This window comes from Hyphococcus aureus (assembly GCF_042643165.1).
In the GTDB taxonomy this organism is placed as follows: Bacteria; Pseudomonadota; Alphaproteobacteria; order Caulobacterales; family Parvularculaceae; genus Hyphococcus; species Hyphococcus aureus.
The window spans coordinates 90379-102224 of record NZ_JBHRSH010000002.1 but is presented as its reverse complement, the minus strand read 5'-3'; the positions used below and the strand labels follow the sequence as shown (position 1 = coordinate 102224).

General features: G+C 59.4%; 8 protein-coding genes. 3 read left to right on the top strand and 5 right to left on the bottom strand.

Features of this window, described 5'->3' with window-relative positions:
* The first annotated feature begins 32 nt into the window (after positions 1 to 32).
* The gene (locus ACFOOP_RS13500) at positions 33 to 1184 is read left to right on the top strand and encodes a glycosyltransferase (RefSeq protein ID WP_379881642.1); all 1152 of its coding nucleotides are present in this window, start codon (positions 33 to 35) and stop codon (positions 1182 to 1184) included.
* Here ACFOOP_RS13500 and ACFOOP_RS13495 read toward each other — a convergent pair.
* The 5 genes from ACFOOP_RS13495 to ACFOOP_RS13475 form a co-directional block, all read right to left on the bottom strand.
* A complete protein-coding gene (locus ACFOOP_RS13495; RefSeq protein WP_379881641.1) occupies positions 1181 to 1663 on the bottom strand; it encodes a universal stress protein in 483 nt (160 codons plus the stop codon). The two genes, ACFOOP_RS13500 and ACFOOP_RS13495, sit on opposite strands and share 4 nt — an antisense overlap.
* 114 nt (positions 1664 to 1777) lie before the next feature.
* Complete coding sequence (locus ACFOOP_RS13490; protein WP_379881640.1) at positions 1778 to 2668, bottom strand: phytanoyl-CoA dioxygenase family protein; 891 nt, start codon at positions 2666 to 2668, stop codon at positions 1778 to 1780.
* Between the two features lie 42 nt (positions 2669 to 2710).
* On the bottom strand, positions 2711 to 3697 hold the full coding sequence (locus tag ACFOOP_RS13485; protein WP_379881639.1) for an NAD-dependent epimerase/dehydratase family protein: 987 nt from the start codon (positions 3695 to 3697) through the stop codon (positions 2711 to 2713).
* Entirely contained in the window at positions 3694 to 4782 is a 1089-nt protein-coding gene (locus tag ACFOOP_RS13480; RefSeq protein ID WP_379881638.1) for a hypothetical protein, read from the bottom strand. Before ACFOOP_RS13480 ends, ACFOOP_RS13485 begins: the two co-directional genes overlap by 4 nt.
* A complete protein-coding gene (locus tag ACFOOP_RS13475; protein WP_379881637.1) occupies positions 4763 to 5914 on the bottom strand; it encodes a sulfotransferase family protein in 1152 nt (383 codons plus the stop codon). The genes ACFOOP_RS13480 and ACFOOP_RS13475 overlap by 20 nt, the downstream gene beginning before the upstream one ends.
* Before the next feature lie 350 nt (positions 5915 to 6264).
* Between ACFOOP_RS13475 and ACFOOP_RS13470 the strand changes: the two genes are divergently transcribed.
* Together ACFOOP_RS13470 and ACFOOP_RS13465 are read left to right on the top strand one after the other, a co-directional pair.
* Positions 6265 to 8025, top strand: a complete 1761-nt coding sequence (locus tag ACFOOP_RS13470) for an autotransporter assembly complex protein TamA (protein WP_379881636.1) — start codon at positions 6265 to 6267, stop codon at positions 8023 to 8025.
* Positions 8025 to 11843 carry a translocation/assembly module TamB domain-containing protein gene (locus ACFOOP_RS13465; RefSeq protein WP_379881635.1) on the top strand — a complete coding sequence of 1273 codons (3819 nt, stop codon included), beginning with the start codon at positions 8025 to 8027 and terminating at the stop codon, positions 11841 to 11843. The genes ACFOOP_RS13470 and ACFOOP_RS13465 overlap by 1 nt, the downstream gene beginning before the upstream one ends.
* The last annotated feature ends 3 nt before the right edge of the window (positions 11844 to 11846 follow it).

The window sequence follows — 11846 nt, the reverse complement described above, 5'->3', positions numbered from 1 at the left end:
TTCAGGCGCGAAGCCGCGCTATCAGCGGGATCATGCTGAGTTTGATCGCCTTCTCCACCTTCGCCGCCTGGGGCTGGCTGACCCTCCTCCGGGGCGGGTTCTGGCGCGCCGACGCCCGCCTTTCCGACAAGCCCGATCCGGCGGCGTGGCCTGACATTGCGGCGATCATTCCCGCCCGGGACGAGGCCGAAACCATCGGCGACGTCATCCGCGCCCATGGAGCGGCGGACTATCCGGGGAAACTCACAATCGTTCTCGCTGATGACGGGTCCACAGACGGGACCGCCGATATCGCCCGCGCCGCAGCAGCGGGAAGCGCAAGAGCGTTCGATGTCGTAACGGTCCCGCCCCTGCCCGCGGGATGGACGGGAAAATTATGGGCGGTCGAGAACGGACTGAAGCGCGCAAAGGAGATCGCGCCGGCGGCGAAATATATCCTCCTTACAGATGCTGACATCGGCTTCGCCCGCGACACATTGAGTCGGCTAGTCGCCAAAGCGGAAGACGAAAATCTGTCCCTCACCTCGCTTATGGCGCGCCTCGATGCGCGGGGGCCATGGGCGTCATTCCTGATTCCAGCCTTCATCTATTTCTTTCAGAAGCTCTATCCGTTTCCGCGCGCCAATGATCCGGATGACAATATGGCGGCGGCGGCCGGCGGCTGCATGCTGGTGCGGCGCGATGCGCTTGACGACATTGGCGGAATGGCGGCGATCAAAGACACCCTGATCGACGATTGCGCCATCGCAATAGCGGTGAAAGATTTGACGCCGACCACAAAAATCTGGCTGGGGCTCGCCAATGACGAGGCGGTCAGCCTGCGCGACAACCGCGAACTATCCTCGATCTGGAGTATGGTGGCGCGCACAGCCTATGCGCAGCTTGGATTTTCACCGCTGCTGCTCGCTGGAACGGTTATTGGCATGGCGCTGGTTTATCTCGCCGCGCCGCTGATTTTACTGACGGCGTTCTGGCATTGGAATTTTGCAGCGCTGTTTTACGCCGGCGGCGCGTGCGCGCTGATGGCCTATACCTATTGGCCAACGCTGCGCCTCTACAGACGCGCGCCATGGGAGACAGCCCTTTTGCCGGTCGCCGCAGGATTATATACGGCGATGACGATCGCTTCCGCGCTTAGACATTGGCGCGGAGAAGGAGCGCAATGGAAAGGCCGGACTTATTAGTCCGTCAATGTTTCAGCAAAAGCTTTCGTCACCAGAAAAACTGCACATGGCGCTTCGCGAACAAGCTCCATGGAAGCGCTACCCTGAAACAGGGAGCCCCAGAAATTACGTTGATGCGAGCCGGTTACGATGAGATCGGCATTTTGTTTTTTGGCGTAGTCAGCAACTTCATCCGCCGCCTCGCCGTCGAGCATCACCGGCGTTGCGCCTGAGGCCAGACGCGAGACCATCGCTTCCAGAAGATGGACGCTTTCTTTACGGCCTTGGCGATGTTGTTCCATCAGCGTTTCATTGACCACGGCGGAGCCGCCGCCAAGTTCCGCCGAAAAGCCGGCGCCTGCCGCGGCAAGCATCGGCCAGACACTCACTACCTCCAGCTTTGCGCCATCCTTCTGCGCGAGACTGTCGGCGGCGCGTATAACGCCTTCGGCAAGATCATCATCTATGTCGATGGCTGCGATAATGGATTTGAATTGCATGGTTGCATCCCTCCTGTCCGCTGCTCTCTTTGATCTGGGAAGTCTAACGGCAATTTGAAGAGGGCGAAACGCCGCGATCCAATCAGGAAACGCCGCCTTGCAACTTGATCTGGATCATGAGCGCCGCGTGTTCGCCCCTGGCGGCTCAAGCACTCTTTTCGGGTGGCGTCCGTCCACATAGCCCATGAAAGGCGGATATATCGAATAACCGAGCAGCTCCTGCGCACGCGGCGGCAAGGTTTTTGCGATCTCAGGCGGTACGGCGAGCGACATATTTTCTAGCGGGCGCGTCCAGCCCGGACAGTATTGCGGGGTTATGAGAAGACGCTCGGTGTCGGATGTATTGGCCCCGCCGCGATGCCAGAGCGTTCCCTTGGCGACCATGAACGATCCCGCCGGCATGACCGCCTTCAACGCGTCGGCGCGGGCGCCGGGATCTCCTGCGCGCTTGCCGGTTTTTGCAAAGTCCTCTTCGCCGATGGAGCCCGGAATATGGTCTTCCGGCCAGAGATGACTGCCCGGTAAAATTTCCGTCGCGCCGTTAGTGTCGGTTGTGTCCGTGATCGCCCAGAAGGTCGAGACGCCCAGCGATGGCCGCGGCCGCGGCCACTGATAATGGCTGTCATCGAAATGCCAAGGCTGCGCTGTCTCCCCGGGATGAAGATTGATGGCGAGACAAGCGGAGAGAAGACAGTCACGCCCGAGATCGGCTTCGGCAAAGGCAAGCGCCAATGGATGCGTCACCAGCTCTGCAAAAACAGGTGACTTCGCCAGCATGGCGTAAACGCGATTTGAGTCACGACCTTCAAACTCGTTCCGGCCTCTAATATTCTGGCCGAGCCATGGCGCGAGCGCCGCCTTGACAGCATCAAGTTGCGTGGCCGTCAGGACATTGGGAAAAATGAGATAACCATCCCTGTCAAACTGCGCGCGCCAATCGTCAAAGCTCCGCGCGCCAAGCCAGAGGGAAAGGTCCGTTGTATTCATTTCCTGTGCTGCGCTCATATGAACCTCACAGGAATTATGATGGCGCTTTTTTGTGACAGGTTAAACCGGTTTCAGCAGTTGCTTCTCTTTCGCCCAGTCGAGCATCGCTCTCAGCGCGGGCTCCATTGGCGCCGCGCGCCAGCCGAGTTCACGCGCCGCCTTTTCCGATGAAAATGAAACCTGTCGCCCGGCCAATCGCACGCCAGTGAGGGGTGCCTTTGGCGTGTTGCCTGTTATGGCTGAAACGAGTTTTGTATCGACAGCGCCCGCCATCAGCGCCACCCAGTAGGGCATTTTTGTTTTCGGCGCGGGACGGCCGGACAGCGCTACAATTTTCTCCAGCAAGTCCCGCATCGGCGTGTTCTCGCCACCGAGCAGATAGCGCTCGCCACTCCGGCCTTTGTCGCGCGCGGCGATCAATCCTTCGGCGAGGCTGTCGACCGGTACGAAATTCAGAATGCAGTCGATATAGGCCGGCGTTTTGCCATTCGCGAAATCGAGGATCATCTGCGTCGGCGGGGTCAAACTGTCGTCGCCGGCGCCGAGCGGCTCCGTCGGCAACACAATGACAGCGTCGAGACCGCGCGCTGATTCCTCTTCGACTGCACGCTCCGCCAGAAGCTTGGAACAGGGATAAGGGCCGAGCATGTCATCAGGCTCAAATCGCGTTTCTTCATCGGCCTGCGACGCGCCAACAGGCGTCGGCGTTCCAACCAGCGTTGTAAGGCTAGAGCAATGCACCATGCGCGCGCCAGCATCCCGCGCCGCCGCCGCTACGACTTCCGTTCCATGGCGGTTAATATGATCAAAGACAAAAGACTCTTTCGCCCAGAGCTGGGCATTGCCTGCAAGATGAAACACGCTTTTGACGCCGTCCATGGCGCGCTTAACGGTATCCGTATTCGTAATCGACCCTTGGACATCGTCCACATGAGCAGGCTCGGCGAGATCGAGGCTGCGGGTTTTTTCTCCCCGCGCACGCAAGGCGGCGACAAGATGCTTGCCGAGAAACCCCGCGCCGCCGGTCACCAGCGTTATATCGCTCATATGCGGGCCTGGCAGACGAGAAGACCTTCATCAAGCACAGACCCGGCGACCATTCCGCGGCCCGTTTCCAACGCCACCGTCGCGGCGCTGAACATTTCACCACTCGGATCATCGAAAAGAAAGGAAACGGCGCCACTTGCAGGATCAGCCGCAACAATGCGCGACGGCGCCCGGCCCAGCCCAAGCTTTCGCGCGCTGGCGAGTTTCATCAAGGACGGATGGAGCGCCGCCACAATCTCTCCTTCCGTCGAAACAGTCACATTATCGGGATAACCGGGCATGGTGAGCCGGGCACGTTCGGAAAAACCCTCTTCCGACGGCGCCAGCAACAACACCGCGCCTTCCCGCGTCGCCGCCATGGCGATTTCACCGTCCTGCATGCGCGCAACGCCATTGGCGAACACCGCTTTTGAGAAAAGCGGGCCGTTTTCATCGGCGAGGCCGCTGCGTTTCAAGCTGAAAAGAGTCTCAACGCCGCCGCCAATACCGCAGGACGCATGATCGAACGTCGTGACGACACCGCCCTCGCCGGCGGCGACATCATTGGCCGCACAATGGGCCGGCGACGGCGCGCCCACAAACATCTCACCATTGGCGCCGATGCGCTGAAGATGCGGAACCATGCGCCAGCGCCGCCCCTGACGCTCATAGGTGCGATTGATAAACACCAGCTCATGGTTTTTCTCATCATAGGAAAGGCCATGAGGGCGCAAACCGCCGGTAAAGTCTTTTGGATCGGCGAGCGATGAAACCGTCACTTCCTCCGTCTCAGGATCGAACAGGGTTTCAAGCGCCACGGCGTAAACGCCGCCCTGAGGCAGCACATCGCGTTTCTTGCGAGCGGCTTTTTCGACAGCGCGGCGGTCATAAGCGGAAATGAAGAGACGCCCGTTTTCAAGATCGAGAGCGAGATCTTCAGCGCCTCGCACAGCCTCCCCGCTCGCCGCATTAATCAGCGCCACGCGAGCGCACTCATCGAACTGATAGCGCGCCAGCGCAGCGCCTTGGCCCTGCTCGCCCTCTGCTCCGCAGCCGGCAAGCAATAATGCAGCAGCCAACGATGTTTTAAGCTGCGTTTTCCCCATGACGCGTCCCCTCATCGGCCTCATCCCGGCCGGTCCCGTCCGCAGCTTTTGCGCCCGGCCGTTGATATCCCCATTTTTCGATGAAGGGCGTAAGACGCGCCTCTACTTTGGCCGCCGCTTCATCGGAATAGTCGAACTTATTCTTCTTGAAGGTCGCGACGGAGGCAAGATAGCTTTCGAATTTAGGACGCGCCGCCTCAAAGCCTGGCAATGAGAGTTGCTCGTATATTTTCGCAACCGCAGCGACGGGATCGCCGTCAAGTTCATCATAGCGAAGCTCGGCGAGCTGGTCCGTCGGCATGCCCTCCGCATCGCGGAGATAATCGTTCATCATTCGCTCATAGACGGTCAGAATTGTCTCATCGATATCGACATGGTCGTACCCCTGCAACGCGAACTCTTTCAGAAGCTTTGAATAGAAATTCCGCATGGAGACGAAAACGTCATAGGGGTTTCGGTGAATGTGGATGAACTTCGCGTCCGGAAACATTTCCTTCAGCATTGCAAAGCGGCCGGTATAAACCGGGTTCTTGATCAACAGCGGCTTTTCACCCTGATGAAGATAAAGCTTGCGTAGAAAATAGGTGAACTGCTTGCGCCAGTTTCTGATGTCCGCCGTCGAACAGCCGTCGAAAAACAAACCGCGATTAACATTCTCCGCAAAGTTCCGCGGAAAATAGATGCCATGATAGAAAGAGGCTTCAGACATATTCGCGATGGCGATCTCGTCTTCCTGCGGACTGGTCGGCGTCACCGGGATATTGTCGATATAGCGATGCTTGGGCAGCGCCTTTTCGAGCAGCGGATTAAAGACTTTCGCGAGCCCGAACAGATCCCATGGCAGCCCTGTCGCCACCGGCGGCACGAAGCCCCATTCGCCGCTCTCGCACATGATGTTGTAGAGATGGGTCGTGCCGGAGCGCCAATGGCCGAGAATAAAGACCGGCGCAGGCATCTCCTCAAGCTTGGGCAGCTTCGCTTCCATGACCAGTTTTTCGGCGGTCGAAAACGGCCAGCGGGCGAGCGCGGCGAGACCAATGACAGCGCCGGCGCCAGCATGGCTCGGCAGCCCGGAACGGCCCATTACCGCCGCCAGGGTCCCGAGATTTGACCCGCTCAAAGGATGCGCCATGAACTGTTTCGCCTCTCGCCTGTTACTCGAAGGACCGGGGATAGCGCACTCCGCCCAAACCTGCCACCGGGCCCGCTAAATTTGCGCCGTCGTCAGACCGCCGGAAAATGGCCACATAGCCGTTAAATAAAGGATTTGCGGCTGGAAATCCGGATTTTCAGAGCCATTTCTCAGCATATGGTTAACCATGGCGTGACAGGCTCGGCGAATTCCGGAATGGCAGGGGCCGGACAGAAAGCGGGCGCCCAGAAAGCCCGCAGGGCGAAAGGCGTCAGTTGAGCGAGACTATGTTGCGTATTCAGCCGCGAAATCAGAGGCGCCTGAGGACGCTCCACAGGCTTGCCGCAGCTTTGGCGCTGACTGTTTCAGTCACGCCCATGACCGCCCATGCCGCGCAAGATCAAAATATCGCCGAAACATCTTATGAGACCACCATTGAAGGCGCGCCGGATGAGCTTCGCGGCAAGCTCGACCTCATTTCAGAGCTCGTGAAGGCCAAGCGCGATTACGCCACCGCCGCTGCATTGCGCCGGGCCGCCCGCCGCGATGTTGACGCATTCAATGGGGCGCTCCAGGCCGCCGGCTATTACGCTGGCTTGGCCGACTTCGAGCTAATACCGGGCGCCGATGGCGGGAGGGCGAAAGTCGTCTTTACGATTACGCCCGGCGAACTCTTCCACATCACCGGCTATAACATCCTCTACCAGGATGAAGCCGAAGGCCGTCCGCAATCGCTTGAAGACGCAGGGATCAAAACCAAGGGCGAAGCCGATGGGGCGAGCCTGAAAGATCAACAAGAGAGGTTCCTCGCCTATCTCTGGAACAACGGCTACCCGGCGGCGGAGATCGTTAATCGCCGCGTTCTGGCTGAATTCGACAAGGCAGGCGCGGAAGCCGTCTTCGCTTTTGTCAGCGGCCCCAGAGCCCGTTTTGGCAAGCCAAGGATTGAGGGCGCAGAACACACCGATCCGACATTTATCGCCCGTCTGAAAACCTGGGAAGAAGGGGACGAATTTGATCGGGCGAAAATGACCGCCTATGCCGACCGCATCCGCAAGACCGGAATTTTTTCTTCCGTGCAGGTGCAGGCGGGCCGGCCCGAGGCGGATGGAACGGCGCCGATCATCGTTGAAGTGCAAGAGCGCAAGCGCCGCACCATTGGTCTTGGCGTCTCTTATTCAACCAGCGAAGGCCCGGGCGCGCGCGTCTTTTTCGAACACCGCAATATTTTCGGCAATGCGGAGAATGTCCGCGTCGAGTTGAAGGGCTCGGAAATCGAACAATCCGCCTCGGTGACGGCGACCCGGCCCTGGCCGAAAATCGACGGCGAAATCTTCGCCAACACTGCGTTTTCCAACGAGACGACGGATGCCTATGACGCGCGCTCTTTCGAGGTCTCCGGCGGCGCTTCCAAGAAATGGCTCAATGACAATCTTGAAACGCGCGGCGCCCTCGCCTTCGAGACCTCGCGCATCCGCAATTTCAGCGCTGACGCCCGGACCTTTCAGGACGAACGCAACTATTTCGTGTCGACGCCTTTATCGGTGATCTGGAATTCCGAAGACGACCTCCTGAACCCGGTGAAAGGGTTCCGCGCCTCCTGGAATGTCACGCCTTATGTGGGCTCCGACTATTTCACCCAGTCAGAAATTGCAGCGCGCGGACGCGTCCATTTCGGTGAGAATGACGTCGTGACGCTTGCGGCGCGCATGACGCTTGGCGCAACCATCGGCAGCTCCTTCACCGACTTGCCGCTCAACAAGCGCTATTACGCCGGCGGCGGCGGCTCGGTTCGCGGTTACAGCTACCAGGAAGCGGGACCGCTGGACGCTGACAATGATCCCCTTGGCGGACGCTCCAAGATCGAAGGCGCTTTTGAAGCGCGCGTCAAAGTTATACGCAATTGGCAGGTGGCGGGTTTTGTCGACGCGGGTTCCGTCTCCACCAAGTCCATCCCGAACTTCACCGATGAATATTTTATCGGTTATGGCGGCGGCGTACGGTACCTCTCGCCGATCGGCCCAATCCGCGCCGATATCGCGTTCCCGCTCGACAAACGCGAAACCGACAGCGCCTTCCAGATTTATATCGCACTGGGACAGCCTTTCTAATGCGCCGGATCGGTCTCATATTCCTTTATGCGCTGGCGGCGTTAGCCAGCCTGCTCGTGATCATCTGGATCGGCGTGTTTTATACGCCGCCCGGCCGGCAATTTCTTGTAGGCGCTATCGAAGACCAGCTTGGCGCCGCATTGAATAGCAAAGCCGATATCGGCTCGCTCGCCGGCGCCCCGCCCGGACATCTTGTGGCGAGCGAGATCCGTCTCACCGATGAAACGGGCGCGCCCTGGCTCACCATAGAACGGCTGGAGCTGCGCTGGCGGCCGTTGGCGCTGTTGCGGAAAAATATACTCATCGATGAGGCAACCCTTATTCATGCGCAGCTTCTTGGCGACCCGCCGGAAGGCGAAAAGAAGGATGACGATGAGCCGCGCCAGATCAAAATTCTCGACAATCTCCCGCATATTGAAATCGCGGCGCTGACGATCGAGAATTTTGAAACGGCCATTAACGGCGCGCAGCATCACCTCAACGCCAAAGGCTCTCTCCGGCTCAACGGACCGGATATTGCACTCTTCCTGAATGCTGAGAGTGACACCGGCGCCGATCAGGCGGAGATCGCTTTCGCAAAATCCCCAGATACAGAGAGCTTCACCCTCGACGCCAGCATCTTCGCTGACACAGGCGGCGCCGTCGCCTCCCTTCTCGGATTGAATGGCGTGACCGAGCTGCGCGCTTCGGGGGAGAGCCCGGTAAATGAAGCGGTCATCACCATCGAAGGCAATGTGGGTTATTACGGCGCGATCAGCGCTGAAATCGAGAGCAGCTTTGACACATTCGACGGCGCCGACATCAACGCCGTAATTACGCCGGGTCAGCGATTTGACGGTGTTGAGGAGCTCTCTGGACCAGTTTCCCTTTCCGCCCGTTACGACGCCAACAGGAATGGCGGGGCGCTCACAATCAGGGGGCTTTCAACCGTATTTGCGGAAATCGATGGCCATCTCGACTGGCTCGCGCCGCGCGGCTTCGTTGAGACGCTGAAGGCCGATCTCAATGCGGTGCTCGCTGAAGACTATCAGCCGACAGTGCAGGAAATTGCAGGGCGTAATCTCAACATCAAGGGCGCACTCGATTGGCGCCGGAACGACTACAGGCTTGATGCGACGATCGCCGGATCGCTGGCGACGCTCACCGTAGAAGACGGTCGCACCGATCTGCGCAGCAGCGTTTCCGGCAAGGCGCGACTCGAAGCCGCAGCGCGCGAAGACAGTGAGTTCTGGCTGGAAAATGGTTTAACGCTCGATACGCTGCTTGATTTGAATTTCGATGATGCTGTCACGCTCAACAACGCCATGGTGGCGACTGGCGACGGAACGCGGTTTACGGGCGAAGCGGTTTATGGCCTTCAAAATGGCGAGCTGACGCTCGACGGCGACATTTTGCTGACGCCAGCTTTCGCGGCGCTCGTCCTTCCGGGGATAACGCCGCAAGGAAACATTACTGGCGATATCAAGCTTTCCGGTCCCCTCGACCGGTTCACCCTGAAAACCGAACTGGAAGCGCCTGCGCTGACGGTCAATGACGACGCCTTGCCGCCCATGAGCCTCACCGCCGCGCTGTCCGGCCTGCCGCGCCTTCCTACCGGCGAGGTCAGCGCAAGGGCTAGCAATGGCGCTCCGCGCCGCCTCAGCGCACAATTACGATCCTCCGAAGACGGAACAATACGGATTCCCGCGCTTGCCTATAGCGGGCGCGGCTTCGCGCTTGACGGTTCAGCGCAGATCAATCCTGCCCGGCAGACCGTCAATCTCGATCTGACCTATAAAGGCGAAGACGGCGCCGAACCCTGGCCTGGCGTAAAAGCGCAAGGCGCCGCGACGACAAAAGGCGTACTTTCCCGCGACGGCGCGCTCAACCGCATGACCGCCACAGCGGACAAGTTGGCGCTTAACGATTTCGCTGTTTCCGGCTTGAACCTTACCGCTGAAGGCCCTCCCGGCGCAGTGCGCATTCGGCTCGAAGCCTCACAATTTGAAAGCGCGCAGACTGGCCTTGCGAGCGATATCGCTATCTCCGGCGTCGCCAACGCCAGCGGCCCGCCGAGTTTGGCGCTCAACCGCTTCGAAGCGCTTTTACAATATACGCAGGCTCAACTCACTGAACCGGCGCGGTTTGATTTTTCCGACGGTGTCAGCGTCGACAATCTTCGGCTCGCCTGGGGCGCCAATGGCGCAATCGCGATTGACGGCGCCTTTAACGCAACGCACTGGCAAGCCGATGCGCAACTGACCAATGTGACCATCCCCGGCGCTGACGGACAGGTGACCGGCAAGATCACGCTCGACACCAACGAAAAAACACCGGCGCGCGGAAGTTTCACCCTGCGGTCGCTTCTCCTCAATCGCGAAGACGCCTCGCTTAGCGGTCGCGCTGTCTGGAATGGCGAAACCTTGCGGCTTACGGACGACCAGACCGAGGAAAAGCTTGATATGAATTTGAGCTTGCCGGCAAGGCTCATTCGCCAGCCGCAATTGAAAGTGGATACATCCGGCGAGATGGCGGGCCGCATTCGCTATAATGGCGACACGCAGGCGATCGCGGCTTATCTCCCGCCCGTATTACAAACGATCGAAGGCGCCCTGAAGGCCAATTTCACCATTGGCGGCACGCTCGCAGCGCCTGATCTTGCCGGCGACGCTCAATTGACCGACGGCGCCTATACGGAAATTGAAAGCGGCTTCTCGCTGGCCGGATTGCATATGGAAGCCGAGGCCGCTTATGGCGCAGGCTCTAGCCTTGTCTCCTTCAAGGGCGGCGCCCGCGGCGCTCGCCAGAGCAAGGCCGACGCAATTGTCTTTTCAGGCGATATGAATTTTGGAGACGCGTCAGAACTCAATCTCACCGTCACGCTCGACGGCGCTGAACTGTCCGCGCATCCGGTCAACACGCTTCGCGCCGATGGCGATGTAAAAATTTCAGGACCGCTGGACGCGCTCAAAGCGACAGGCGAGATAACGGTCCTTGAACTGGACGCCGAGATCATAACGCCCGAAAGCACCGGCCTCGTCGACATCGAAGTCGTTTCTCTTGAGGATCAAGAAGACGCAGCGCCTGCGGATCTGACAGCCTCAAAACCTGACAACGGCCTCGACTATGACATTCATATCTCCGCCGACGACCGTATCTTCATTCGCGGGCGCGGGCTTGAAAGCGAATGGTCAGCGGATGTTCACACCGTGGATGCGCGAGATGCGCCCCTGGTTCTTGGCAGTCTCTCCCTGCGCCGCGGCTGGCTCGATTTCTCTGGAAGGCGGTTCGACCTGACACGGGGCGCCATTGATTTCGACCGGCTTCAGGCCAACAATCCGCGCCTCGACATTCGCGCGGAACTGAATGCGGGCGACGGCGTCACGGCGGCGATCGTTGTGTCCGGACGCGCGAGCGAACCGGAAATTGAACTGACCTCTACACCGGTCATGCCGTCAGAGGACGTCATGTCGATTATTCTGTTCGGCAAACCGGCGCAAAACCTGTCAGCGCTGGAATCCCTGCAAACGGCGCAGGCGCTGGCCTCGCTTGGCGGCATCGGCCCGTTCGGCGGCAGCGGCGGGGTCACCAGCAAGCTGCGTCGGGCCGTTGGGCTCGATCTCCTCAATGTGGATATCGATCCCGAGAATGGCGGCGGCTCACTCACTGTCGGCAAATATGTGGCGGACGGGTTTTTCGTTTCGGCGAGCCAGGACGCGCAAGGGCGCAGCGGTTCGGTCAGCGTCAAATATGAGATCACCGACAACATCACGGTCGAAACCGAACTCGAACAGGAAGGCGACCAGACAGTTTCAGCGAACTGGAAAAAAGACTTCTAGGCC